Origin of the sequence: Nocardiopsis valliformis DSM 45023 (assembly GCF_000340985.1) — a bacterium.
Classification (GTDB): domain Bacteria; phylum Actinomycetota; class Actinomycetes; order Streptosporangiales; family Streptosporangiaceae; genus Nocardiopsis; species Nocardiopsis exhalans.
Genome location: NZ_ANAZ01000062.1, coordinates 1 through 24,923 on the forward strand (window position 1 = coordinate 1; position 24,923 = coordinate 24,923).

The window sequence follows — 24,923 nt, forward strand, 5'->3', positions numbered from 1 at the left end:
GCTCATAACCCAGAGGTCGCAGGTTCAAATCCTGTCCCCGCTACCAAACCAGGCCCGGAACTCAAATGAGTTCCGGGCCTGTTGCATTTCCCGGGGCACTGTCCGGGGCGCCGTGTTTCGTCGTGCCCCTCCATGGTTACTTGGCCGGGTCCGCCGGACAGGCCGGCTCTGGAGCCGGATCCGCGGGGCAGGCCGGGGCCGGCATCGGGTCCGCACCGCAGCTCTTCTCCTCAGTGCTCTCCCCGCCGATGATCCGCTTCGGGGCGTCGGGGTCCAGCTTCGCCAGGATCGCGTAGGTGAGTTCGGTGAGCTGTGCCACTCCCCGCTCGTCGAGTCCGTCGAGGATCATGCGGCGTACGGCCGAGTCGTAGCGCGGACGACTGGATCGGTACACCTGAAAGCCCTCCCCGGTGAGCTGTGCGTTGGTGGCGCGTCCGTCCTCCGGGCACGGAGCCTTGCGCACGAGGCCCTTGCGTTCGAGGCCGGTCACCACGCGCGACAGCCGCGGCAGGGTCGCGTTGGTACGCGAGGCCAGGGCACTCAGCCGGAGCCGCTGATCCTCGGCCTCGCTCAGCGCTTCGAGCAGGGTGAACTCGAAGGAGGTCAGGCCTGCGGGGGAGAGCTCCTTGTCCAGGGCCGTGGGGAGCAGCTCCAACAGGGCGTGCAGACGGGCGAGGGCGATGCGCTCCTCGTGCCGCAGTGTGGACTCAGCCATGTGACCATCCTAGCAAATAGTTGTACTTACAACCTTTCTGTCCTAGGGTGATGATTGTAGGTACAAGCAAATGGCTTGGGGGCGGGTACACACCTCGGGCCGAAGGACCCAGGGAGGGCCCGACATGACCGCACGCCCCAGCGAAGGAACCACCGCCGACGAGCGCGTCCTCAGCGCCGAGACGGCCATGGACGCCGTGACCCTGCGCGTCGGGGACCTGGAGAACATGGCCTCGTACTATGCGAGCGCCCTGGCCCTGGAACCCATCGAGGAGCGCTCACACGGGCGCGAGGTCCGCCGGGTACTCGGCCGCGGCGGCACCCCGATGATCCGGCTCATCTCCACTCCGGGGCTGCCCGGCGTCGACCCCGGGCAGGCCGGACTGTTCCACACGGCCTTCCTCTTTGACGACGCCGCCGCCCTCGCCGCGACCGTCCACCGGTCGGCCAACGACCCGCGCAGCCGGTTTGTCGGTTCCTCGGACCACCTGGTCAGTGAGGCCTTCTACTTCACCGACCCGGAGGGCAACGGCATCGAGCTCTACACCGACCGCGACCGGGCGGACTGGAAGTACGACAACGGGCAGCTCCGGATGAGCACCCTGTACCTCGACCCCAACGCCTACCTGCGCACCCACCTGGACGAGGCCGTCGTCGCTGAGGGTCCGCAGCGCGCCGGACGGGTGGGGCACGTGCACCTCCAGGTCGGTGACATCGCGACGGCCAGGGCTTTCTACGTCGACGCGCTCGGCTTCGAGACCACCGTCGCGACCTACCCGGGAGCGCTGTTCGCCGCGGCGGGCGGGTATCACCACCACGTCGCGATGAACACCTGGAACAGCGCGGGCGCGGGTCCGCGCGCCGCCGGTCTGGGGCTCGGCGACGTGGCGGTCACCGTGCCGGCGCGGGAGGAACTCGACGCGCTCGTGGCGCGTCTGACGGCGCTGGGGGTGGCGCACGCCGACACCGGTCGGTCGGTGGTCCTGGACGACCCCTGGGGTACCCAGGTAACCGTCGCGCTGCCCGGTACCGGCATCGAGGAACTCCTGGCGCGGTGACCGACCGCGCGGCTGGTGCCCGCGCCGCCGGAAACACGTGCCGCCGGAAACACGCGGTGCCCGGAGCCGCCCCTGGCGGGCGGCTCCGGGCACCGCGTACTCACCGGGAGGGTCAGCGAGTACGGCCCTCCACCAGCTCCACGACCCGGTCGGCCCGCTCGGCCACCTTGGGGTCGTGGGTCACCACCACCACGGCCGCGTCACGCACCCGGGACTGGTCGAACAGCTGGTCCATGATCATGGTGCTGCTGGCGGCGTCCAGAGCGCCCGTGGGCTCGTCGGCGAGGATCAGCGCGGGTTCACGGCTCAGCGCGCGCGCCAGGGCCACACGCTGCTGCTCACCGCCGGACAGCTGGTGCGGCTGGGAGCTGAGACGGTGCCCCAGCCCCACCGACTCCAACAGCTCCTTGGCGCGAGTACGGCGCCGCAGCACCGGGACCCCGCCGAGCACCATCGGCACGCCCACGTTCGCCAGGGCCGTGCGCCGCTCCAGCAGATGGAACTGCTGGAACACGAACCCGATCCCCTCGCCGCGCAGCCGCGACCTGCGACCCTCGCGCAGGGGAGTGGTCTCCATACCGTCGAAGACGTAGGAGCCGCTGCTGGGTTTGTCCAGCAGGCCCAGCACGTTCAGCAGGGTGGACTTGCCCGACCCCGACTGTCCGACGATGGCCACGACCTCGCCGCGGGAGACGTCGAAGGTGCAGTCGTGTAGGACGTCGATCCGGGTGCCCGAGACCATGAAGTGTCGGGTGACCCCCCGCACCTGGAGCAGCGGGGGGCCGGGCTGCCGCCGGGTCACGGCCACCGGGTAGGGAGCTTCGGCTGTCATCTAGCCACCCATCCCGTAGAAGTCGCCCTCGAACTCTTCGTCGTAGTCCTCGTCGTGATCTCCGGGGATGTCGAAACGCGGGTCCAGCGGAACCGGGTCCATGATCGTCTCGCCGACCTCCAGCCCTTCGGTGACCTCGACGAACTGTCCATCGGAAAGGCCCAGTTCGACCTCGCGGTTCTCCTCGGTGCCGTCCTCGCCGACCACGATCACCTCGCCCTCCTCGGCGGTGCCGCGCACGGCGGTCACCGGGATGACCACGACGTCCTCGACCTCGCCGGTGCTCACCGACATCTTGCCCTTGACCCCCTCGAAGACCTGGAGATTCGAGGGGATCCGGCAGGAGATCTCCGCGCCGCCCCCGCCCCCTTCGGACTCACCGGTGAACGGGTCGAACTCCTCCTCGGCGGGGGCAGACCCCTCCTCCGCGGCGCCCATGCCGATGAACTCGCACTCGGTGGCGGGCGGCCCCTTGTCGATCTTGAGCATGATGTCTTCGGGATTGTCGTAAAGCCGATACAGGTCGTTGGCGGGGACGGTGGCCACGGCGCGGAACTGGTCCGGGGCGACCGTGGCCACGGTCGAGCCAGCCTCCAGGACGTCACCGACCTGCACGTCGCCCATCCCCCTGATCGTCCCGGCGGTGGGCGCGTAGAGGGTGATCTCGGTGGTCGCGGGTCCGGAGTCCTCGTCGTCCTCGCCCCCGCCCGCCGTGGGCTCGGCGGGCACGGAGACATTGAGGACCGGGGCCCCGTTCTCCACCGTGGCGCCGTTGTCCAGCCACAGGTGGGTGACGGTGCCGCCCTTGTTGGCCTTGAGCGCCTTGCCCGGTTCCGGCTGCACGGTGGCGTCGAGTACGAGCAGGGAGCTGACTGTGCCCAGTTCGACCTCGACCGGGCCGCCGCCCACGTCCGCGGCCTGGCTGATGAACTCGTCCTCGTCTAGGTCGGCGCCGCCGAAGCTGGACAGCAGGAGGTAACCCGAACCGACCAGGCCCAGCATCAGGGTGAGGGCCGCGCCGATGATGATCCACTTCTTCACTTGTGTCTCCTATTCCCGCAGCCCGGCGACGACGGACGCGCGCAGCGCCCGGATCGCGGGGATGATCCCGGCCAAAAGCCCGACCAACGCCGCACTGCCCAGCCCCACCAGGGCGGCGGAGGGCGGAACGGCCATGGCGATGTCGGGTGGCAGCCACATGAGTCGGCCGATGACGACCCCGCCGACGGCCACCGTCGCCCAGGACAGCGCCAGGGCGATGAGTCCGGCGACGACAGCCACCACCACCGCCTCCATCACCACGGCCACGAACAGGGTGAACCTGCTCGCCCCGAGTGCCCGGTAGGTGGCGAGTTCGCGCCGTCGTTCGCGCACGGTGACCAGACCGACGTTGAGGACGCCGAGCAGGCCGGTGGTGAGGGTGATCACCGCGATGCCGATCAGGCCCAGCGACAGGTATCCGATGACCTCGTCGGTGGTCTCCGCGTAGTCGGAGCGGTAGGCCATGAGGCTGTCCCGGCTGTCGACCCCCCAGCGCCAGCTGGCCGAGGCCAGGCGCTCGGTGAACTCCTCGCCGAAGTCCATCTCGTCGGCGGCGGAGTCGGAGGGGTCGATCCGCGCCAGGTAGCTGACCTGCGTGGCCGAGTTGTCCTCGGGGCTCCAAGAGGGGCCGAAGAGGAGTTCCCCGGAGGCGGGGGCGCGCAGCAGGTAGGCGCTGTACCAGTCGCCGTCGTACGCGGAGCTCTGCGAGACGCCGACGATCCGCACGTCGGCCCAGTGGTCGCTGCCGAGCTGGACGTCGGTGAAATCGCCGAGTTCGGCGGCCAAGGCCTCGTTGACCACCAGTACCGGTGCCCGTGACTCCAGGTCGGCCTCGGTGAACCAGCGGCCCTGGGTCATGTTGATCCGGCGGATGTCGCCGAGGGCGACGTCCACGCCGACGACTTCGACGTTCCGGAACACCTGGTCGCCCTTGCGGAAGGGCGCTTCGTTCTCGAGTCGCTTGAGGACCGAGGTCTCGATGGCGCCGGCGCGGCCGAGGTCCTCCTCGAACGCGTCGAGGTCGGTGACACGGTCGAACGCGGAGACCTCCATGGTCGCCGCACGTCCTGCGTTGGCCTCGCTGAAGGCGGTGGCGTAGCGCTGGCCGAGCTCGCCGGCGGTGACCACCATGATCAGGGCGCCGACACCGACGACGATGCCAGCGCAGGACAGGATGGTCCGGGCCACGTTGGCTCGGGAACCGGCGAAGGCCAGCACGATCCCAGCGGTGAGGGAACGCAGCATGGAGCCCCTTCCCGTGTGTCTGTAGGGCCCGGCACGGCATCGGGGCGGCGCCGGGCTGCCCCGCGTTGGGCGGGGCGTCAACAGACCAATCGCGGGTGCGGGGGGTTTCGGTTCATCCGGAGGAGACTTTTCTGGTGGCCGAACCTGGCCACGCGGGGTTGCCTGGCGCTGCCCGGGGGACTGGCCGGGGCGCCCGGGGTCACTCGACCTCGAAGCCGTCGCAGGTGATGGGCGCCCCGCTCTCAGTGTCGGACCACACGACGGTGTACACGCCGGGGACCAGCTCAGCTCCGTCGAAGGCGTCGGGGTAGTCCAGGTGGATCCACTCACCCTCGCCGAGGTCGGCCTCGGCGGTGGCGGTCTCCCCGTCGGGACCGGTCACGGCGGCAGTGACGGTGCCGGAGTGGCCTTGGGTGTCGGACAGGCCGAGTTCGACCGGCTCGCCGTCCTCGACCGCCGCGCGCGGGGCCTGGCTGCGCCAACCGCCGGGGAGTTCGGGGTCCACTGCGGGGGCGCAGGCGAAGCGGGCGGGATCGAAGGCGGTGTCGGGTATGCCGAGGCCGAGCGAGCCGGCCCCGGCGGAGTCGCGCACGGTCTCGGCGATCATCTCGCTGAGTTGCTGCGGGGTGTGGCCGTGGCTCTGGCCACAGGCGGTGGCCAGGAGGAGGACCGCCCCGCAGAGTGCGACCGTGCGCCGTCGGTGGGTTGTCGTGGTCAGCACACAGCGCACGTTACTACTTAACGTGTTTGTCCAGGTGCTTTTCGTGTTGTTCAGGGGTGCCGAAGGTCGCCGCGGGGCTCCGGGACTCCGGGGGCTACTCCGGGCGGCGCAGCGGGGTGGGGCCTCCGTTGAGCCAGGTGAGCACCTGGTCGTGCAGGACCCCGTTGGTGCACACCAGCGGACCGCCGTCCTCGAAGCCGTTGCCGCGCAGGTTGGTGGCGCGACCGCCCGCCTCCTCCAGGATGATCGGCAGCGGGGCCGCGTCCCACAGGGACAACTCCGGTTCGGCACCGATGTCGACGGTCCCCTCGGCCACCATCACGTGCGACCAGAAGTCGCCGTAGGCCCGGGTCCGCCACACCGACCGGGTCAGCCCCAGGAACGACTCCAGACGGCCCTGCTCCTCCCAACCGGTCAACGACGAGAAGCTCAGCGAGGCGTCCGAGAGGTCCTGGACCTTGGAGACGTGGCAGCGGGTGGCCTTGGACAGGCTGCGGCCCGTCCAGGTACCACCGCCCTTGGAGGCCCACCAGCGCCGGTGCAGCGCGGGGGCCGACACCACGCCCACCACGGGGCGGTCGCCCTCCAGCAGAGCGATCAGCGTCGCCCACACCGGGACGCCGCGCACGTAGTTCTTCGTGCCGTCGATGGGGTCGATGACCCACACCCGGTTGCTGTTGCCGCTCTTGCCGTACTCCTCACCGACCACCGCGTCACGGGGCCGGGCACGGGAGAGCACGCTGCGCAGGGTCTCCTCGACCATGCGGTCGGCCTCGGTGACCGGGGTCAGGTCCGGTTTGGTGTCGACAACCAGGTCAAGCGCGCGGAAACGCTTGACCGCGATGTCGTCGGCAGCATCGGCGAGCACGTGGGCCAGCCGCAGATCATCGTCAAAGGACGCCATGGCCGGTAACGCTACCGTCCCGGGCACGAACATGCCCAAAGGGGCACCCCCGCGTGATCAGAGTGTTAGGGCGTGCCGAGACGCGGATGCGAGGATGGGGAGATGGGAACCGTGAGCGGAGACAGACGGCCCGGGGAGGGCACCGGGGTGCGCGAACGGCTGATGGACGCCGCCTACGCCGAGGTTCTGGCGGGCGACTGGGCCGAGCGGCGCATGGTGGACATCGCCGCCGCGGCGCGGGTGTCCAGACAGACCCTCTACAACGTCTTCGGGAGCAAAGAAGGACTGCTCCAGGCGGTGGTGGTGCGTGAGGTCAACACCCTGCTGGACACCGTGGTGGGGGTCCTGGAAGCCGACGGCGACGACCCCGCGCACGCGGTGAGCCGCACGACCCGGATGGTCCTGCTCGCGGCCCGGGACAACCCGCTGCTGCGCGCGGTGGTCACCGGCGACGACCAGCTCCTGCCCGTGGTGACCACCAGGTCCGCACCGCTCCTGGACGCCCTCCGGGAACGCATCGCCGACTCACTGCGGGAGCGCTGTCCGGCGGCGGCCGACGACGTCAACGAGGCGGTCGCGGACGTGGCCCTGCGGCTCATCGTGTCCTACGCGCTCCAACCCATGGACCCGGACCAGGCCGCCCAGCGGGTGGAGATGGTCGTGCACGGAATGCTGCCGGTGGGCCGCTGAGGAGGGCGTGGTGTCGGAGGGCCTGGGGCCGAGACAGCTGACCGAACACGAGCGCCGCGAGGTGCTGCGCACGTACATGCCCCAGGGGCGGATCACCGCCGTCCCGGTCCGCCGCCCGGAGCGCCTCGTCCTGCTCGACCAGGTCGCCCGCGCCTTCGAACCCGGTGTCCGCTACAGCGAGGCGGAGGTCAACGCGGTCCTGTGCCGGTTCAGTGCCGACGTGGCGGTCCTGCGCCACAGCCTCACGGACGAGGGCTTCATGGAACAGGACCGGACCCACTACTGGCGCTGCGGCGGCACCGTCGACCTTTAGCGGCCTGTGGCGGGACCGGGGCCCAGGGCTTCAGGGGCGCTTGACGAGCAGCTCCAGGGCCCCGGTGCCGCCCTCCTCGCCGAAGCCCAGGGCCAGGCGCTTCTCCAGCAGCTCTGAGTAGGGGGCGAGCAGCCGGAAGTCCACCCCCTGCTCCCGCGCCGCGGCCTCCAGGGTGCGGTTTCCGGAGACCAGCATGGGCAGGTTGGCCACCACACCCCTGGTGTAGTCACCGCTCTCGACCTGCTCGGCCACCGAGTCCGCTGTCGAGGCCATCGCGTTGAGCCAGGACACGAGCAGGCCCGAGAACTCCTTCAGTGGCATCTCCTCGCCGCGGACCAGGGCGAAGGCGTGCGTGATGCCCGCGAACAGGCCGTTCATGGCGCTGAGCAGGGCGATGTCGTACAGGGCGGCGGCGCCCGGGCGGGCCCCGGCCCAACGCGCACCCAGCGGTACCGCGAGGGTGGACTCGTGCTCGGTCAGGACCTCACGGGTCCCGCTGTAGAACACGTAGCCGCCCGCCTCGGGAACGCCGACCATGGGCGGGATCGCCATGATCCCGCCGCTGAGGAAGCGGGCGCCCCGCTGCCGCGCCCACTCCGCGCGGGCTTCGGCCTGCTCCGGGGTGCCGGTGGTTAGCTCCACCAGGTCCCGGCCGTCGAGGTCGGCCCCGGCCAGTGCTTCCCCGACCGAGGCGTCGTCGAACAGGCAGGTCACCACGAGGCTTCCCGCGGACACGGCCTCGGCGGCGGTGGCGGCCACGTCCGCGCCGAGCGCGCGCAGGGGTTCGGCGCGGGAGGCGGTCCGGTTCCAGACGGTGACGGGGTGCCCCGCGGCGAGCCAGGTGCGGGCCAGGGCGGATCCCATGGCGCCCAGACCAAGCAGGACGACGCGGGGCTTGGTTGACTGTGTGGTCTCGTGTGTCATGCGTCCAGCCTTGGGCCGGACCGGGTACGCGGACAAGTACGCACTTCGAAGTGGGTGCGCACTCCGGGGTAAGCATCCAGTTGGACGAGGCGGGACAGGGTGGGGACGTTGGTCACCAGGCGCGGGGAGAACGCCTACCAGTGCGGCATCGACGCGGCGATGGACGTGGTGGGCGGAAAGTGGAAGGTACTGATCCTGTGGGCGCTGGAGGAGCGCCCCCGCCGCTTCGGCGAACTGCGCAGGGAGCTGCCGGGGGTCTCGGAGAAGGTCCTCGCCTCCCACCTGCGCGAGCTGGAGGACGACGGGATCGTGCTGCGGGAGGACTTCGCCGAGGTCCCGCCCCGGGTGGAGTACTCGCTCACGGAGCTCGGCCGCAGCCTGAACCGCGCACTGGAGCCCTTGGGGCTCTGGGGTCGCGAGCACATCCTGGGCAAGGCCCCCCGCGATGGGGAACCCGCGCGGCACGCCTCCTGACCGCCCGCGCGGCCCCACAGGCGGTCAGTGTCCGGTCAGTGGTGCGGACCGGGCGGGGGCTGCTCGGGGTCGGTGTCGTCCTCGCCCTCGCGGCTGCTGAGCAGGCGCTGGAGCGAAGCCAAACGCTCGGTGTCGACCCCGCCCCGGGCCTGGGCGGCCCCGACGGCGCACTCCGGGGCGTCGGGCTGGTGGGTGCAGCCGGGCGGGCACTCCTCGGCGATCTCGGCGAGGTCGTGGAAGCCCGCCACGATCTCCTCCGGGGAGATGTGCGCCAGACCGAAGCTGCGCACCCCCGGGGTGTCGATCAGCCAACCGCCCTCGAACGGCAGGGCGAGCGCGGAGGTGGAGGTGTGCCGCCCGCGGCCGGTGACCGCGTTGACGTGGCCCACCGCCCGGTCGGTACCCGGCACGAGCCGGTTGACCAGGGTCGACTTGCCCACACCGGAGGAGCCCACGAACACCGTGCTCTTGCCGGCCAGGCGGGCGCGCAGTTCGTCGAGGCCACCGTCGGGGCTGAGCACCTCGTACGGCAGCCCCAGCGGCTTGTAGGTGCTGAGCATCTCGTCGGGGGAGGCCAGGTCGGCCTTGGTCAGGCACAGCAGCGGCTCCAGCCCGGCGTCGTAGGCGGCGACCAGGCACCGGTCCACGAAGCGCGGCTGCGGTGCGGGGTCGGCCAGGGCGCAGACGATGGCGAGCTGGTCGGCGTTGGCCACGATCACCCGCTCGACCGGGTCGGTGTCGTCCGCGGTGCGTCTGAGCACCGAGGCGCGCTCGCGTACCCTGACCACGCGGGCCAGGGTGTCGGGCCTGCCGGACAGGTCGCCGACCACGTCCACCCGGTCGCCGACCACGATGGAGCCGCGGCCGAGCTCGCGGGCCTTCATTGCGACCACGGGGACGTCGTCGACCAGGCACCGGTACCGGCCCCGGTCGACGGCGGTGACCAGGCCCTCCACGGCGTTCTCGTGCTTGGGCCGCTTGCGGGTGCGCGGTTTGGAGCCGCCCCGGGCGCGTACACGGATGTCGTCCTCGTCCAGGTGGCGTCCCCCGCCCCGCGTGCGGCTCATGCCAGGACCTCCGACCACAGACCGGGGAAGTCGGGCAGGGTCTTGCGTGTGGTGGCGATGTTCTCCACCTCCACCCCAGGCACCGCGAGCCCGATCACCGCGCCGGAGGTGGCCATCCGGTGGTCGTCGTAGGAGTGGAACACCCCGCCGTGCAGCGGCCGGGGCCGGATGACCAGCCCGTCGGGCAGCTCCTCCACGTCTCCGCCCAGACGGTTGATCTCGGTGGCCAGCGCCGCGATGCGGTCGGTCTCGTGCCGGCGCAGGTGCGCGATCCCGGTCAGCCGGGAGGGGGAGTCGGCCAGGGCGGCCACGGCGGCGATGGTGGGGGTGAGTTCGCCCACGTCGCGCAGGTCGGCGGTGATCCCGTGGATCGCGCCGGTACCGCGCAGGGTCAGGTCCGTGTCGTCCGCGCCGGACCGGAAGACCTCCCCGCCCATCCGGGTGAACAGCTCGCGCAGGGCGTCTCCGGCCTGGGTGGTGTGCTCCGGCCACCCCTGGACGGTCACCTCGCCCTTGCTGACCAGGGCGGCGGCCAGGAAGGGGGCGGCGTTGGACAGGTCCGGCTCGACGGTGAGCTCCGAGGCGGAGATCGGCCCGGGCTCGACCTTCCACCAGTTCTCGCCGGTGGTGACGGTGACCCCCACCGCGCGCAGCATCTCGACGGTCATGTCCAGGTGCGGCTGGGAGGGGACCGGCGGGCCCTCGTGCCGGATGTGCACGCCCTGGGTGAAGCGGGCGCCGCTGAGCAGCAGGGCGGAGACGAACTGGGAGGAGCCCGAGGCGTCCAGGGTGACCTCGCCGCCGTGCACGGCACCGGTCCCGCGGATGGTCAGGGGCAGGGCCTCGCGGCCGCTGTCGTCGATGTCGGCGCCCAGGGCGCGCAGAGCGTTGACCAGCTCATCGATGGGCCGCTCCCGAGCGCGGGGGTCGCCGTCGAAGTGCACGTCACCGGCGGCCAGGGCGGCCAGCGGAGGCACGAACCGCATGACGGTACCGGCGTTGCCGACGTTGATGTCGGCCGGGCCGCCGAGGGCGGCCGGGGTGATGGACAGGTCGGGGACCGCAGGGTCCTCGGAGGGGACCTCGGCCACCCCGATACCGAGCGCGCGCAGGGCGCCCACCATGAGCTCGCTGTCCCTGCTGACCAGCGGACGGCGCACCACGCACGGCGTCGCGGAGAGCGCCGCCAGCACCAGGGCCCGGTTGGTGACGGACTTGGATCCGGGCAGGGAGATCCGGGCGCGCACCGGCTGCTGGGCGGCGGGCGCGGGCCAGTGCTCTTCGGCGGGGGCGGCGGTGGTCGTGGCGGGCTGCGTGGACGCGGAGTCAGGCATGGTCCAAGGTTATCGGTCCGGACCGGGGAGCGGAGGAAGAGGAAGCCGTGTCCAGCTTGTGGACAACGGGGGACGGTGGGTGAACCGGATGTGGCCGGACGTATCCTGGAATGCGCCATGGTGTATCTGGATCACGCAGCCACGACCGATGTCCGCCCCGAGGTGATCGCCGATGTGGCGGCGGAGCTCGGTGCCCTCGGTAACCCCTCGTCCCTGCACGGCCACGGGCGGACCGCCCGGCGGACCGTGGAGGAGTCGCGCGAACGCGTCGCCGAGGCGGTGGGAGCCACCCCGCACGAGGTGGTCTTCACCGCGGGTGGGACCGAGTCGAACAACATCGCGCTCAAGGGCCTGTACTGGTCCCGCAACGCCGAGGACCCGGCGCGCACACGGATCCTGGTCAGCGCCGTGGAGCATCACGCCGCGCTCGACCCTGCCCGTTGGATGGCCGACCACCAGGGCGCCGTCTGCGAGGAGCTTCCGGTGGACGCCCTGGGCCGGGTGAGCCCGCAGGTCCTGCGCGCGGCGATCGAGCGCGACCCCGCCTCGGTGGCCGTGGCCTCCGTGATGTGGGCCAACAACGAGATCGGCACCGTGCAGCCGGTGCGCGAGCTGGCCGGGGTCGCCGCCGAATACGGCATTCCCTTCCACACGGACGCGGTACAGGCGGTGGGGGCCGAGGAGGTCGACTTCGCTACCAGCGGGGTCAGCGCCCTGACGCTGAGCGGCCACAAACTCGGCGGCCCGGTGGGCAGCGGGGCACTGGTGGTCGCGCGGGGGCTCGCCCCGGTTCCAGTCCTGCACGGCGGCGGCCAGGAACGTGACATCCGCTCGGGAACGCTGTCCGCCCCGCTCGCCCGGGGACTGGCGACCGCGGTGCACATGGCCGTGGCCGAACGCGAGGAACACGTCAAGCACCTGACCGCGCTCCGCGACGAACTGGAGTCGCGCGTCCGCGGGGTCGTGCCGGACGTCGTGGTCAACGGCGACCCGGAACTGCGGCTCCCCGGCATCGCCCACCTGTCGTTCCCGGGCTGCGAGGGCGACGCCCTGCTGATGTTGCTGGACGCCAGGGGCATCTCCTGCTCCACCGGCTCCGCCTGCTCCGCGGGGGTGGCCCAGCCCAGTCACGTACTGCTGGCCTCCGGGGCTGACCCGGACGTGGCGCTGAGCAGCCTGCGCCTGTCCCTCGGCCGCACCTCCACCGGGCAGGACGTGGACCGGCTGGTCGAGGCGATCGGCCCCGCGGTCGAACGCGCCCGCGCCGCCATGGCCAAACGGCGGCGCTGAGCGCGCCCGGATTTCGATCGTTGCGGACTCGGCCGGTTCGGGCCCGGCCAGTTCGAGTCTGGTCGGTTCGAGTCGGAGTCAGTCGTCCGCGTGCTTGATGGTGACGGACTCCAGCACGACATCGTTCGTGGGACGGTCGTTGCCGTCCGTCTCGATGACCGCGATCGTGTCCACCACGGCCATGGACTCCTCGTCGGCGACCTTGCCGAAGATGGTGTGCAGGCCGTTCAGGTGCGGCGTGGGCGCCACCGTGATGAAGAACTGCGAGCCGTTGGTGTTGGGGCCCGAGTTGGCCATCGCCAGCAGGCCGGGCTCGTCGAAGCCCAGCCCCGAGTCGAACTCGTCCTCGAACTGGTAGCCGGGGCCGCCGCGGCCGGTGCCCGTGGGGTCACCGCCCTGGATCATGAAACTGTCGATCACGCGGTGGAAGATCGTACCGTCGTAGAACTCCGCCTCACCCGTCTCCGGGTTCTCCGGGCCGTCGCCCTCGGCGAGTTCCACGAAGTTGGTGACGGTCAGCGGTGCTTCCTCGGCCAGGAGCTCCACCTCGATGTCGCCCTCACTGGTGTGGAGCGTGGCCCCGGTGACGTCGGGAACCTCCACCTCGGCCGCGGGTCCGGTTGCTTCGGGCGAGGTGGCCTCCGACTCGGCCGCGGGTCCGGTTGCTTCGGGCGAGGTGGCCTCCGGCTCGGTCTCCTCCGCGTTCCCGCACGCCGCGGTGGCGAGCAGGGCGGTGGAGGCGAGGATCGCTACCGGCACAGTCAAGCGGTTCATCGGTTCACTTCCGGGATCAGATTCGCAGCGGGGCGGCACACAGGTTACTGGGAACCCGGGAGCCCCAGACCCCGGGGGCGTGCCCGACCGAAATACTGTGACCGAATCAGGATGTGGAACCGGTCGCGTCCTCGTCACCTTCGTGTTCGCGCCGCTCCTCGCCCTGGCCCCGCTCCTGGCTCTGGTCCCGGCCCTCGCCCTGGTCCTGAGCCCGGGGACCCCGCTCCTGACGTTCCCGTTCCTCCCGCTCCTGGAACTCCCGAGCGCGCTGGCGCTGCTCCTCGGCCCGCTCACGGCAGCGCCGCAGGAATGCTTCGTCCTCCTCCGGTGAGACGGCGCGGGCCCGCCCGGGGTGCTCGTACTCGGGGAAGGGCGGCGGCGGGCCCGCCGGGCCGCTGGAGAGCGCGGGGTTCCGGGGCGGGCGGCCCAGCATGAACCACAGCGCGGGGCCGAACTTGGGCACCAGCAGGACGATCACGGCCCAAGCGGGCTTGGGTAGCAGCCGGACCCGATCGGCGTCGGACCCGATGACGTCGAACAACACGTAGACCCAGAAGACGAGCGAGGCCACGGCGAGGAAGAGGGCGAGGTAGACCAACGGACCTTCCAATCGGGGGAAACACTCGACAGGCGCGGGCGACATCATCGACTTTGTACTGATTTATCACGGATGGCCGCACCGGCCCGGACGCTTGACCAGCCGCCCCGACCCAGGAGAAGGTCGGATCAAAGGGGCTGGGGCGTCGCACTGAAGGGTACGTCACCGCAGGCCCCTAGAGGCGTCGCCCCGGGCGGCGCCCCGAGGTTCCGGGCGAGGACGGGAGAGGTTATGGGCGTGAACACCGCGTTGCCGTCGGCGATGTGGCTCCCCTTCGGAGCTCGGGTGCTGCGAGCCCGATCCGACCGGGGCCTCTCCCGCGCGGAGCTCGCCAGGAACGTCGGGGTCACCGACGACAAACTCCGCGAGGTCGAGGACGCGCACTGCCGACCGGCCCGCTCCCTGGTGGAACGGGTCGACACCGTACTCGGTACCGAACACCAGCTGGTCGACGCCTGGGCGATCACCCTCCAGGCCGAGGCCTTCCCCAGCGAGTTCGGAGACATGAGCGAGCTGGGCACGCACGCCGCGCGCCTGTGGGAGCACCAGCCGATGGCGGTCCCGGTCTTCCTGCGCACCCGCGAGTACTCGCGGGCCGTCCTCGAGCCCCGCCACCCCAACCTGGAGCCCGAGGAGATCGAGGCGATGGTGGAGGAGGAGATGGCCGAGCGGGCGGCGACGACCGGACCGGACGGCCCCGCGCTGCGGGTGATCCTCAACGAGTCCGTGCTCCAGCGGCCCCAGGGCGGCGCGGACGTCCTCAACGGCCAGCGTGACTTCCTCGCCGACCTCATCAAGGCGGGCATCGTCGACCTCGGGGTGATCCCCGAGGAGACACCGCACCACCCGGGCCTGGGCGGGGCCTTCAGAATCATGGAGTTCGCCGACCGGCCCAGCATGGTCTACGCCTTCGCCGCCCAAGGCGGTGAGCTCACCGGGGACAGCGAGGACGTCGGCCACTGCCGGATGGTGCGCGACTCCATCGAGGAGGCCAGCATCCAGCTGACCCCGGAGTCCGAGCTCCTCACCGCCCGTTGGCCCGCCGGGTGAGCGGCCTGCGGCCTGTCGGCTGAACGGTCACCAGGCGGCTGACGGAAGGGTCACCAGTGCTGACCGGTGACCGATTCGTAGGGTGATCGGTCGTCAAACAGCCTTGGGAACGTGACCGTCCATGGGTTAGGTTTCCCGCCATGGATATCGCAATCACTTCCGGATACGTCGTTCCCGTCGACGGAGACCCCATCGACGGCGGCACGGTCCTCATCACCGACGGGAAGATCGCCGCCGTCGGCGCGGCCGCCGACATCACGGTCCCCGAGGGAACCGAGATCGTCGACGCCGCTGGCAAGTGGGTCCTGCCCGGCTTCGTCGAGGCGCACGGCCACGTCGGCATCCACGAGGAGACCATCGGCTGGGCCGGTGACGACACCAACGAGATGACCGACCCCAACGGCGCCCGCATGCGCGCAATCGACGCCATCAACCCCGCTGACCAGGGGTTCGTCGACGCGCTCTCCGGTGGTGTCACCAGCTCGGTGATCAAGCCCGGCTCCGGCAACCCCATCGGCGGCCGCACCGTCGCCATCAAGATGTGGGGTCGCAGCGTGGAGGACCGACTGCTCAAGGAGCCCGCCAGCGTCAAGAGCGCCCTGGGCGAGAACCCCAAGCGGGTCTACGGCAAGAAGGACACGCTCCCCTCCACCCGCCAGGGCGTGGCCGCGGTCATCCGCGACGCGTTCACCAAGGCCCAGGACTACAAGGCCAAGCGGGACCACGCCGCCGAGGAGGGCAACCCCTTCGACCGCGACAACACCCTGGAGACCCTCGTCCAGGTGCTGGACGGCGAGGTGCCCTGGTGCCAGCACGTGCACCGCGCCGACGACATGCACACCGCGATGCGCCTGGCCGACGAGTTCGGCTACCGGCTCATCATCAACCACTGTACCGAGGGCCACCTGCTGGCCGACGAGATCGCCGAGCGCGGCATCCCGGTCATCACCGGGCCGCTGATGACCGCCCGTTCCAAGGTCGAGGTGGGCAACAAGACCCTGGCCAACCCGGGCATCCTGGATCGTGCGGGGGTGAAGGTCGCGCTGACCACCGACGCCCCGGTCATCCCGATCGAGTTCCTCGTCTACCAGGCGATCCTGTGCGTCAAGGAGGGCATGGACCGTGATTCCGCGATCCGCGCGCTCACCGTCAACCCCGCCGAGATCATGGGCCTGGACGACCGGGTGGGCTCCCTCAGGCCCGGTCTGGACGCCGACATCGTGGTCTGGTCCGGTGACCCGCTCGACATCATGAGCCGCGCCCAGCGCGTGTTCGTCGAGGGCCGCGAGGTGTACACCTACGACGAGGCCAAGCGCACGGGTGTGGCCGCCGACCCCTACTACCGGGAGGCCTAGCTGACTCCGCCGGTTGAGGGTCCTCAGCGGCCTCAGTGCCGCTGCCGGGCCCTCTGAGGTACCTCAGTCGTCCGCACGCCGCGACCCACGCCGTCTGAGGCGGGGCGCGGCGTCGGTGTCTGGTGAAGTCTCCCGATGTGCGGCCGGGGGCCTTATCGGAAGTCTGTAAGCAGCCGGGAGAGCAGACCCGGCGGACACGGACTCACCGAAACGGGGACGCCATGCATCCGGATCTCGCCGCCCAGGCCGCCGACCTCTACCGCGCCGAGGCCGAACGCGCCGCCCGCGAGGAGCGCGCCGCCCGCCAGGCCCGGAAGGAGGACCGTTGGGAGAAGGCCCGAGAGGAGGCCGGGCCGGAGCCGGGACGGGCGCCACGGAAGCGGTACGCAGCGACACGTCCGGCCACGAGGAGGCCGGGTGAGGAACCAGGCGAGGAGCCAGGCGAGGAAGCCGGGCCGGCGGGAGTGCCGCTCCGTCAGAGAACGACCGCCAGCACCGAGCCGACGAGCACGAAGACCGCACCCACCACGAACGGCACCACGGCCAGGATCCGCCCCGTGTTCGGGTGGTCGCTCAGGGAGTAGTGCGGTGGATGGTCGGGGTCGTATTCCAGACGCAGCCGCTGTTGGGGGACGGGGGCGAAGTCCCGGCCCGCGAAGGAGTGCCGTAGATGGACCTCACGCCCGTCGGCGGCCTGGAAGTAGACCGTGAACGGGTGCACCCGCACCGTGGACCAGCCTCCGCTCCTGCGGCGTACGCGCCTGCTTTCGGTCCAGCAGTCGGTCACCGTTCCAGTGCCTGAGGCACTGTACTCGGGGCGCGTGCTCGTATCCGTGAGCAGACGGTGTGCCGCGCTTGCCAGCACTCCCAGGCCCACCACGACGAAAAGAGGCGGTACCAGGCCCATGGCGGTATCGGCACGGTTCGCCGCGACCAGGACAGCGATCACGAGGATGACCAGGCTCGCCGCCAGAGGGGACAGCGCCGCCGCGAGGGAGGGCGGTCCGGGGACCCCGTCGCGGTAGAGGGGGTAGTCCCCCCGGGAACGGTCGGGGAAGGCCGCACGCTCCACACGTACGTTCGAGGGGTCCCCCGGGTCGTACAGCACCGTGACCGGGGTGCCCTCCCGTAGGAGGTAACTCCCGGTCCCCGATTCGTCGACCGCGTCCCAGGTCCCCCTCCCGACGTCATGCAGCTGGAGGGTGACCGCCTGCCGTCCGGAGGGGCGGCCCAGGGGGTGGACGGCGCGGACGACCCCGTGCGTGCGGACCCCGGACCCGGCCAGCGCCAGTTCGCGCCGACGCCGCGACAGAGCGAGAAGGGTTTTTCGGGCCCCCGTGTAAAGCAGATAGCCCGTCACGATCAGGAGCGGGACCAGGGGAGCGAGAGCGTCGGTGTTCACCGGAACGTTTTACCAAGCCGACATAACAGACGGAGTAACGCCCCCGGCTTCGCCCTGGCCGTCCTCTCCTCAGACGACCCGGCGGAAGGGCAGGTCGCCCGCGGGCTCGGTCCCGTACAGCACGCTGACCCGCTCCGTGCCCATCCGGTCGAGGAACCGCTGGAGGTCGCCCTCGGCCGGGGGCGGGGTCAGCACCAGGGGCACACCGGAGACCACCGCGGCGGTGAGTACGGACAGGTCCTCGCGGAGCGCGGTCAGCGGGGCGTCGGGGGCGACGACCACCGCGAGCCTGTCCTGCTCGCCCAGGTCCCACTCCTTGGCCAGGGCCTGCCCGGCCGCCGCCACGTCGGCGCCGGTGAGGGTACGCCCGGCGGACTCCAGGGCGGGTTTGGCGGCGTCCACCGGGTAGGCGGGGAAGTGGTCGCCGTGCCCGCGCACCTCGACGGTGTAGTCGGTGACCATCGGCGGAACCTCGCGCAGCGGCAGGCCCAACGGGTCCAGGGAGGTGCCCACGACCTCCTCGGCGCCGCTGTCAAGGGCGGCCTCCAGGCGGCCTGAATCGGCCACCGCGACCTCCGTGTCCGGCGCCACCCCTTCGTCGGACAGCACCACCGCGGCCCCCACCGACCAGCTGGACAGGATCCACGCCAGGGACTGCCAGTGCGGCGGCAGGGCGAGCGCGACCCGGTCGCCCGGCTGGCTGCCGAAGCCGTCCACGAGCATGTTCGAGGTCTTGGACACCCAGTTGTCGAGGGTGGCTCGGGAGAGTTCGATCCGGTCGCCGAGTTCGTCGTAGGAGGTCACGAACGGGCGTGAGGGATCGGCGGAGACGAGGGCGCGCCAGAGCCGCGCGGGAGAGTCGGACATGGCGCCCATGTTAGGTGTTCCCACTGCCCCGGCCGGCCCCACCAGGGCGATCTTCCGGGGTCCGGTTTGTCATGGTCGCGCCTCGGCTGGGGCACAGTGTGCGTACCGTGCCGCCAACTGCCAGAGTTGCCTCCATGCGCCTGCTTCCCGGACGGATCCTCGCCCGTGTGACCGCGCTCCCCGCGATCGCCCTCTCGGCCTGGCTCCTCGCCGCCTTCCCCCTCCTGGTCATCGGCCAGTTCACCCCGCTGACCTCGCTCATCCTTGGGCTGCCCGCCGTCGTCGCGGCCTGCGCCCTGGTACCGCGGCTGATCCCGGACCCGCCGGCCGAGGAGAAGGTGCCCTGGTGGCCGGTGGTCGCGGTTCTGGTGATCACGGTGGCCTTCGCCGCCGTCCAGATCGCCTTCCACGCCGAGGCCCTGGTGATTCGGCGCGACCCAGCCTCCTACGCGATGTACACGGCCTGGATTGCGGAGAACGGGTACCTGCCCATCCCGCAGCAGCGCGAACTCATCGCGGGCGACGACCCGGCGCTGAGCTACCAGAGCCTGGCCTACTACCAGCGCGACGACGTCATCTGGCCGCAGTTCATGGCCGGGGCTCCGCTGGTCCTGTCGGTCGGCTACTGGCTCGGCGGGCTGGACGGCATGCTCGTGACCACCCCGGTCCTGGGCGCACTGGGCGTGCTCACCTTCGCCGGGCTCACCGCCCGTCTGGTAGGTGCCCGCTGGGCCCCGCTGTCCGCTCTGATCCTTGCGGTGTGCCTGCCGCAGCAGTGGGTCAGCCGGTTCACCTACAGCGAGCCCCTCGCCCAGATCCTGCTCCTGGGCGGCCTGCTCCTGGCCTTCGACGCCCTGGCCAGGAACCGGAGCATCACCGACCGCTGGGGCGGCCCGCAGACCCTGGCGGCCGTCGCCGGGCTGGTGTTCGGGCTGGGTGTGCTGGTGCGCATCGACGCCATCCGCGACCTCCTGCCGGTGGTCGGTTTCATCGGCCTGCTGCTGGTCGCCCGGCGCGGTCAGGCGCTGCCGCTGGTCGGCGGGCTCGCCGTGGGGGTGATCTACGGGCTGGTCGCGGGGTACGGCTTCTCCTACCCCTACCTGGACTACCTCGCGGACTCCCTGAACCCCCTCCTCCTGATCAGCTCCGTAGTCGTCTTCACCACCGTCGTGCTCACCGCCGCGCTGTGGCGGTACGGGCTGCCGCACACCGAACGCGTCCGGTGGCTGCCCAACACGATGGCGGCGCTCGCGCTGCTGACCATGGTCGGTTTCGCGATTCGCCCTCTACTCTGGCCGGACTACGGGCACGGCAGCGACTTCACCGACCAGTGGGTCGCCGCCGTCCAGCAGATCGAGGGCCTGCCCGTCGAGGGCAGCCGCACCTACTACGACATGAGCCTGTACTGGGTGGGCTGGTACGTGGGGCTGGGCACCGTCTTGTTCGCAGCCCTGGGCGTCGCTCTCGTCCTGCGCAGACTCACCCAGCGCCGCGACCTCCCATGGCTGCTGCCCGCCATGCTGCTGGTCTGGACGGTCACCACCACCCTGCTCCGCCCGGCCATCACCCCTGACCACCCATGGGCCAGCAGGCGGCTGATCGTGCTGGTGATCCCCGCGTTCATCCTGTTCGCGGTGTGGTTCCTGGCCTGGCTGACCCGCTACTGCGAGCGCTCCGTCAGCTACACCAGGGGCGGTTCGATGGTCCGCTCACTGCCCGCCGTGGTCGCCGCCGGCGCCGCGGTGTCCCTGCTTGGACCCGCGGTGGTCACCTCTGCCGCGGGGATCATGGGGTACCGGCAGGACGTGGGAACGGTGGCCGAGACCGAGCGGCTCTGCGCGTCGCTGCCCCCTGACGCCTCGGTCATCGTGGTTGACTCCGCAATGGCGGGGAATTACATGCCGCTGCTGCGCAACGTGTGCGGGGTGCCCACCGCGGCCCTGGCCGACCCGAGCCCGGAGGCGGTCCACCGTGTGGTTTCGGCCGTGCACGAGCGCGGCCGAGACGCCGTGCTCGCCGCGCCGGAGTGGGACCAGCTCGACGGGCTCACCGACGGCTCGGTGGAGACCGAACGGCACTTCCACGTCGTCGCCGAAATGGACCCGAGTACCCTCATGGAGCCCCCGACCGGACACTGGACCTTCAACGGAAGCGTGTGGACCGCCGTCCTGCCCTCCCCCGAGTAAGGTCCGTGCCGCCCCGACCACCCCGCTGAGAAGAAGCATGAGCCACACAGACTCCGAAGAGATCGCCGCAGAGATCACCGACGACCCGCCCGTACGGGTCACGATCGTGCTGCCTTGCTACAACGAGGAGGAGCACGTCGTCGACGAGATCAAGCGGATCTGCTCGGCGATGGACGCCTCCGGGTACGGGTACGAGCTGCTCGCCGTCGACGACGCCTCCACCGACGACACCCTCGCCCGGCTGCGCGAGGCCTCCGCCGTCTTCCCGCACATGCGCGTGGTGGCTTTCGGGCACAACGGCGGCTCGGGCACGGTCCGGCGGATCGGCAGCCAGCGGGCGCGCGGCGAGTACGTGGTGTGGACCGACGCCGACATGAGCTACCCCAACGAGCGTATCCCCGAGCTCGTCGCGATGCTCGACGCCGACCCCGAGATCGACCAGATCGTGGGTGCGCGCACCCAGGAGATGGGCACGCACAAGGCACTGCGGGTCCCGGCCAAGTGGATGATCCGCAAGATCGCCGAACGCCTCACCAATACCCGCATCCCCGACCTGAACTCCGGGCTCAGGGTGTTCCGCAGGGACGTGGCCCGCCCTTACCTGCGCCTGCTGCCGCCCGGGTTCTCCTGCGTCACCACCATCACGCTGGCGTTCCTGTCTAACCAGCACACCGTGAAGTACGTGCCCATCGAGTACGCCAAGCGCGCGGGCACGTCCAAGTTCCACTTCGTGCGCGACGCCTACCGGTACATCCTCCAGGTGCTGCGCATGGTCATGTACTTCAACCCGCTCAAGGTCCTCATGCCGCCCGCGCTGTGGCTGCTGGGGATCGGTGCGGCCAAGTTCGTCTACGACCAGGTCCGCAACCCGCTCTACATGCCCAACAACACCGTCATGATCCTCATGACCGGGCTGATCATCGCGGCGATCGCGCTCCTGGCCGACCTCATCGTGCGTTCCAGGGAGCACCCGTGACCGACCATGCGGACCCGGGGGAGGGCCGCGAGGCCCCGGCGGCCCGGCGGATCACCCTGGTCGGCCCCGCACACCCCTACAAGGGCGGCGGGGCCCGGCACACCACCGAACTCGCGCACCGGCTGCGCAACCTCGGCCACGAGGCGGGGATCGAGTCGTGGCGGGCGCAGTACCCGGCGGCGCTGTACCCGGGGCAGCAGACCATCACCGACCCCGAGGGCGAGCCGTTCCCGCGCACCCGGCACGAGCTGGCCTGGTACCGCCCGGACGGCTGGTGGCGGACTGGGCGGCGGCTGGCCCGGGAGAGCGACCTGGTGGTGCTCACCCTGTTCTCACCGGTGCAGGTGCCCGCCTATCTGGGCATCCTCGCCGGGATCCGTTCACTGGTCCGTGGCGGTGGCCGCAGCGGTGACCGGAACGGCGGGGCGGGGCCGCGCGTGGTGGTGCTGTGCCACAACGTCCTGCCGCACGAGCGGCGGGCGATCGATGTCTCCCTGGTCCGGGCGCTGCTGCGCAGGGTCGACGGGGTGCTCACCCACTCGGCCGAACAGGGCCGCCTCGCCGAAGGGCTCCTCGGCCCGGGGGCCCCGGCGCCGGTGGTCGCGGAGATGCCCCCGCATCTGCCCGACACCGGGGGAGCGCGTTCGGACGAGCGCCCCGGGGAGTACCGCAGCCTGCTGTTCTTCGGGATCGTGCGGCCCTACAAGGGCGTGGACGTCCTGCTGCGGGCCCTGGCCGCAGGGGCGCCCGAGGACGTCACGCTCACCGTGGCGGGGGAGTTCTGGGGCGGTTCCGGCGACCTGTCGGCCCTGGCCGGGGAGCTGGGATTGGCCGACCGGGTCCGGTTCCGGGAGGGCTACGTGCCCGCCGACGAACTGCCCGAACTCCTGGCGGGGGCGGACGCCCTCGTACTGCCGTACCGTTCGGCCACCGCCACCCAGAACGTGTGGCTGGCGCACGAGCACGGGCTTCCGGTCATCGCCACCCGGGCGGGCACCCTCGCCGACCATGTGCGCGACGGGGTGGACGGCCTGCTCTGCGAACCCGGGGACGCGGCCGACCTGGCCCGGGCCCTGACCGCGTTCTACCGGCCGGGCGAGCCCGCCCGGCTCAGGGAAGGCGCCCGGCCGGTGGACGCCGAGCCGTACTGGAAGGCCTACACGGACCGCCTGCTCGGCACCTGATGCCGGGTAGTCCGCCGGTTCAGGAGGTCCGGCGGCGCAGGTGTAGCACGGCGGGCACCAGCAGGAAGACCAGGCCGAGCACGCCCGCGCCCAGGATGATCCAGGGGAGAAGAGCCTGCGCCCCCGAGGAGTCTGCGGCGGCCTCGTCGGCGCCGTTCTCCCGTTGCTCCTGCTGTTCGTCGTCGTTGCCCACCTGAACGCTGGCCACAGCGGTCTCGGCGTTCACCGTGCAGTCGCCGAAGCCGGGCAAGCTGAAGGACTCCGTGGCCACACGGACCTCGTAGAAGCCCAGCGGGGGCTCCCAATCCGCCCAGGCCACGCCGGGCGCCTCCGCACCGGTCAACAGCCTGCCATCGGTACCGGACAGGGTGGCGGTCAGCGTCCCGGCGCGGTCGGCGGCCTCGTTCATCTCCTCGGCGGTGATTCCGGGAAAGGGCTCGGCTTGCGGCACCAGGACGAGTTCGAGGTCGATACCGCCCTCGGTGCCCTCCTCTCCCGGGTCCTCGGGGGCGAGTTCGGCGGCCAACGGCAGGGAGAGTCCGGGCTGGTCGTCGACTTCCTGGCTCAGGACGGGGAAGAGCTGCCCGATCACGGTGAGGGTGCCCGTGCCCTGGTCACACTCGACCTCGGCGGGTTTGACGTAGGCGTGCGAGGGACCTTCGGCAGGGGGGTCGTCGGCGGCCGGGGCCGCGGCACCGAGCAGCGCCGGTGCCAGCAGCGACAGGACCACGGGGGCGGACAGGAAACGTGGGAAGCGGGGGGCCCAGTTCATGGGGCATGAGCATAGGCCGACCCGAATCAAAAAGAAAGGTTTCTTTCCTGTTCATGTTCGGGCGCCTTGGACACCAGGACCGCCAATCCCGCCCAACCCACGTCCGCCACCGTCATGACCAACCGGGACAGCACCGCCACCACCAGGGCCGCGCCCGCGTCCACCACCGGGGCCAGCGCCACCACCAGGACCACCTCGCGCACCCCCAGCCCGGCGGGCGCGAACACCACCAACAGTCCCAACGTCCAGGCCAGTGCGTAGGCGCCCACCGCCGGGCCCGCCGATCTCAGCGCGTCGCCGCCCACCGCCCAGGTCAGGAGCCACACATGCGCGCCCAGCGGCACCCAGGCCACCAGGGTCCAACCCACGGACGCCGCGACCGCTCTCCCTCTGAGCTCCAGCGGGCCCGCCTCGGCCACCTCACGAAACCGAGCGAAGGGTCGGGCTGCCAGCCGCACACCCCAGCCGAGCACTCTCGGATGCAGGCAGGCCAACAGCAGGGGCGCGGCCGCCAACGCCCACCACCAGCGGCGCGCCGCCTCCGCGGAGGACAGCGGCAGCGCCACCGCGGCCACCGCCAGGCTGACGGCCACGGTCACGGCGATCGCCAACAGGGTCGCCGCCGCCCCGCGGGATCTGGGCACCTTCCAGTCCCGGGCCAGCTCCACCTGGGCCACGAACGCCCACACCGAGCCGGGCAGGTACTTGCCGAGCTGACCCACGAACATCACCCGAGCAGCGGCAGCCCCCGGTAGCGGCGAGCCCAGACCGGACAGCAGGCACCGCCACGCCAGCATCTGCGCGGCCAGCCCCAGCATCCCCGCCAGCACCGCGACGGGCAGCACCCACAGCGGGAGTTCGGACACGGCGTCTCGCGCCTGCGTCCAGTTGGCGTACAGGGCCGCCCCCACGCACGCGCACACCAGCACGAGCAGGGCCAGGCGTACCCACGTGTTCCGTCGAAGCCGAGTCAGCACCATCTCAGACTAGGCCCGCGCACCCACACCAGGGGGAGGCCCTCTCCCACCTGGTGCGGGGCCGGGGGCGGTCCTGACAGCATTGACCAACCCCGGCCCACACGACTCGGCTGGGTCCTCCTAGCGGCGGTGGTCGGTTTCCAGGCGGGTGCAGATCCAGCGTTGTCCTTCGCGG

Annotated in this window: 25 protein-coding genes; 10 read left to right on the forward strand and 15 right to left on the reverse strand. The window is 71.2% G+C overall.

The features are described from left to right. Nucleotides 1-136: 136 nt before the first annotated feature. Nucleotides 137-715 (reverse strand): MarR family winged helix-turn-helix transcriptional regulator, encoded by a 579-nt coding sequence (locus D457_RS0131095; protein WP_017584572.1) that lies wholly within the window; start codon nucleotides 713-715, stop codon nucleotides 137-139. Nucleotides 716-839: 124 nt separating this feature from the next. On the opposite strand from D457_RS0131095, the gene D457_RS0131100 reads away from it, so the two are divergent. Beyond that, complete coding sequence (locus D457_RS0131100) at nucleotides 840-1,772, forward strand: VOC family protein (RefSeq protein ID WP_017584573.1); 933 nt, start codon at nucleotides 840-842, stop codon at nucleotides 1,770-1,772. 112 nt (nucleotides 1,773-1,884) lie between these two features. Here D457_RS0131100 and D457_RS0131105 read toward each other — a convergent pair whose 3' ends face one another. The 5 genes from D457_RS0131105 to hisN all read right to left on the reverse strand — a co-directional run bounded on the left by D457_RS0131105 (nucleotide 1,885) and on the right by hisN (nucleotide 6,515). Next, on the reverse strand, nucleotides 1,885-2,604 hold the full coding sequence (locus D457_RS0131105) for an ABC transporter ATP-binding protein (protein WP_017584574.1): 720 nt from the start codon (nucleotides 2,602-2,604) through the stop codon (nucleotides 1,885-1,887). Next, on the reverse strand, nucleotides 2,605-3,645 hold the full coding sequence (locus D457_RS0131110) for an efflux RND transporter periplasmic adaptor subunit (RefSeq protein WP_017584575.1): 1,041 nt from the start codon (nucleotides 3,643-3,645) through the stop codon (nucleotides 2,605-2,607). A 9-nt stretch (nucleotides 3,646-3,654) separates the two neighbouring features. Next, nucleotides 3,655-4,890, reverse strand: coding sequence for an ABC transporter permease (locus tag D457_RS0131115; protein WP_017584576.1), 1,236 nt, complete (start codon nucleotides 4,888-4,890; stop codon nucleotides 3,655-3,657). A 199-nt stretch (nucleotides 4,891-5,089) separates the two neighbouring features. Continuing rightward, nucleotides 5,090-5,611, reverse strand: coding sequence for a hypothetical protein (locus tag D457_RS0131120; protein WP_051073089.1), 522 nt, complete (start codon nucleotides 5,609-5,611; stop codon nucleotides 5,090-5,092). A gap of 94 nt (nucleotides 5,612-5,705) precedes the next feature. Then, the gene (hisN, locus tag D457_RS0131125; protein WP_017584578.1) at nucleotides 5,706-6,515 is read right to left on the reverse strand and encodes a histidinol-phosphatase; all 810 of its coding nucleotides are present in this window, start codon (nucleotides 6,513-6,515) and stop codon (nucleotides 5,706-5,708) included. Nucleotides 6,516-6,617: 102 nt separating this feature from the next. On the opposite strand from hisN, the gene D457_RS0131130 reads away from it, so the two are divergent. Further along, nucleotides 6,618-7,205 (forward strand): TetR/AcrR family transcriptional regulator, encoded by a 588-nt coding sequence (locus D457_RS0131130; protein ID WP_017584579.1) that lies wholly within the window; start codon nucleotides 6,618-6,620, stop codon nucleotides 7,203-7,205. A gap of 76 nt (nucleotides 7,206-7,281) precedes the next feature. Further along, nucleotides 7,282-7,518: a DUF2087 domain-containing protein gene (locus D457_RS0131135; RefSeq protein ID WP_051073090.1), complete on the forward strand. Its 237-nt coding sequence runs from the start codon at nucleotides 7,282-7,284 to the stop codon at nucleotides 7,516-7,518. A gap of 30 nt (nucleotides 7,519-7,548) precedes the next feature. Here D457_RS0131135 and D457_RS0131140 read toward each other — a convergent pair whose 3' ends face one another. Continuing rightward, a complete protein-coding gene (locus tag D457_RS0131140) occupies nucleotides 7,549-8,442 on the reverse strand; it encodes an NAD(P)-dependent oxidoreductase (protein ID WP_017584581.1) in 894 nt (297 codons plus the stop codon). Between the two features lie 108 nt (nucleotides 8,443-8,550). Here D457_RS0131140 and D457_RS0131145 point away from each other — a divergent pair, with 108 nt between their 5' ends. After that, nucleotides 8,551-8,916 carry a winged helix-turn-helix transcriptional regulator gene (locus tag D457_RS0131145; protein ID WP_017584582.1) on the forward strand — a complete coding sequence of 122 codons (366 nt, stop codon included), beginning with the start codon at nucleotides 8,551-8,553 and terminating at the stop codon, nucleotides 8,914-8,916. Between the two features lie 35 nt (nucleotides 8,917-8,951). Here D457_RS0131145 and rsgA read toward each other — a convergent pair whose 3' ends face one another. Then, on the reverse strand, nucleotides 8,952-9,983 hold the full coding sequence (rsgA, locus tag D457_RS0131150) for a ribosome small subunit-dependent GTPase A (RefSeq protein WP_017584583.1): 1,032 nt from the start codon (nucleotides 9,981-9,983) through the stop codon (nucleotides 8,952-8,954). Continuing rightward, nucleotides 9,980-11,317 (reverse strand): 3-phosphoshikimate 1-carboxyvinyltransferase, encoded by a 1,338-nt coding sequence (gene aroA, locus D457_RS0131155; RefSeq protein ID WP_017584584.1) that lies wholly within the window; start codon nucleotides 11,315-11,317, stop codon nucleotides 9,980-9,982. The genes rsgA and aroA overlap by 4 nt, the downstream gene beginning before the upstream one ends. A gap of 117 nt (nucleotides 11,318-11,434) precedes the next feature. On the opposite strand from aroA, the gene D457_RS0131160 reads away from it, so the two are divergent. After that, nucleotides 11,435-12,607: a cysteine desulfurase family protein gene (locus tag D457_RS0131160; RefSeq protein ID WP_026117207.1), complete on the forward strand. Its 1,173-nt coding sequence runs from the start codon at nucleotides 11,435-11,437 to the stop codon at nucleotides 12,605-12,607. Nucleotides 12,608-12,685: 78 nt separating this feature from the next. Here D457_RS0131160 and D457_RS0131165 read toward each other — a convergent pair whose 3' ends face one another. After that, complete coding sequence (locus D457_RS0131165) at nucleotides 12,686-13,381, reverse strand: peptidylprolyl isomerase (RefSeq protein WP_017584586.1); 696 nt, start codon at nucleotides 13,379-13,381, stop codon at nucleotides 12,686-12,688. 106 nt (nucleotides 13,382-13,487) lie between these two features. Next, nucleotides 13,488-13,979 carry a PLD nuclease N-terminal domain-containing protein gene (locus D457_RS0131170; RefSeq protein ID WP_017584587.1) on the reverse strand — a complete coding sequence of 164 codons (492 nt, stop codon included), beginning with the start codon at nucleotides 13,977-13,979 and terminating at the stop codon, nucleotides 13,488-13,490. Between the two features lie 231 nt (nucleotides 13,980-14,210). Between D457_RS0131170 and D457_RS0131175 the strand changes: the two genes are divergently transcribed. Further along, on the forward strand, nucleotides 14,211-15,029 hold the full coding sequence (locus tag D457_RS0131175; protein WP_017584588.1) for a helix-turn-helix domain-containing protein: 819 nt from the start codon (nucleotides 14,211-14,213) through the stop codon (nucleotides 15,027-15,029). A gap of 140 nt (nucleotides 15,030-15,169) precedes the next feature. After that, nucleotides 15,170-16,384, forward strand: a complete 1,215-nt coding sequence (locus D457_RS0131180; protein ID WP_017584589.1) for an amidohydrolase — start codon at nucleotides 15,170-15,172, stop codon at nucleotides 16,382-16,384. Between the two features lie 475 nt (nucleotides 16,385-16,859). Here D457_RS0131180 and D457_RS0131185 read toward each other — a convergent pair whose 3' ends face one another. Together D457_RS0131185 and D457_RS0131190 are read right to left on the reverse strand one after the other, a co-directional pair. Next, nucleotides 16,860-17,786 carry a DUF3592 domain-containing protein gene (locus D457_RS0131185; protein WP_017584590.1) on the reverse strand — a complete coding sequence of 309 codons (927 nt, stop codon included), beginning with the start codon at nucleotides 17,784-17,786 and terminating at the stop codon, nucleotides 16,860-16,862. Nucleotides 17,787-17,855: 69 nt separating this feature from the next. Further along, entirely contained in the window at nucleotides 17,856-18,662 is an 807-nt protein-coding gene (locus tag D457_RS0131190; protein ID WP_017584591.1) for a TIGR03089 family protein, read from the reverse strand. 125 nt (nucleotides 18,663-18,787) lie between these two features. Here D457_RS0131190 and D457_RS0131195 point away from each other — a divergent pair, with 125 nt between their 5' ends. Genes D457_RS0131195 through D457_RS0131205 form a run of 3 tightly spaced genes read left to right on the forward strand, consistent with a single transcriptional unit; the run spans nucleotide 18,788 to nucleotide 22,999 of the window. Then, a complete protein-coding gene (locus tag D457_RS0131195; RefSeq protein WP_017584592.1) occupies nucleotides 18,788-20,839 on the forward strand; it encodes a hypothetical protein in 2,052 nt (683 codons plus the stop codon). A gap of 37 nt (nucleotides 20,840-20,876) precedes the next feature. Beyond that, on the forward strand, nucleotides 20,877-21,815 hold the full coding sequence (locus D457_RS0131200; protein ID WP_017584593.1) for a glycosyltransferase family 2 protein: 939 nt from the start codon (nucleotides 20,877-20,879) through the stop codon (nucleotides 21,813-21,815). Then, complete coding sequence (locus D457_RS0131205; protein WP_017584594.1) at nucleotides 21,812-22,999, forward strand: glycosyltransferase family 4 protein; 1,188 nt, start codon at nucleotides 21,812-21,814, stop codon at nucleotides 22,997-22,999. Before D457_RS0131200 ends, D457_RS0131205 begins: the two co-directional genes overlap by 4 nt. A 19-nt stretch (nucleotides 23,000-23,018) precedes the next feature. On the opposite strand, the gene D457_RS0131210 is transcribed toward D457_RS0131205, so the two are convergent. Together D457_RS0131210 and D457_RS0131215 are read right to left on the reverse strand one after the other, a co-directional pair. Further along, nucleotides 23,019-23,771, reverse strand: coding sequence for a hypothetical protein (locus D457_RS0131210; protein ID WP_017584595.1), 753 nt, complete (start codon nucleotides 23,769-23,771; stop codon nucleotides 23,019-23,021). Between the two features lie 26 nt (nucleotides 23,772-23,797). Beyond that, nucleotides 23,798-24,748: a lysylphosphatidylglycerol synthase domain-containing protein gene (locus D457_RS0131215; RefSeq protein WP_039832091.1), complete on the reverse strand. Its 951-nt coding sequence runs from the start codon at nucleotides 24,746-24,748 to the stop codon at nucleotides 23,798-23,800. Nucleotides 24,749-24,923: the final 175 nt, after the last annotated feature.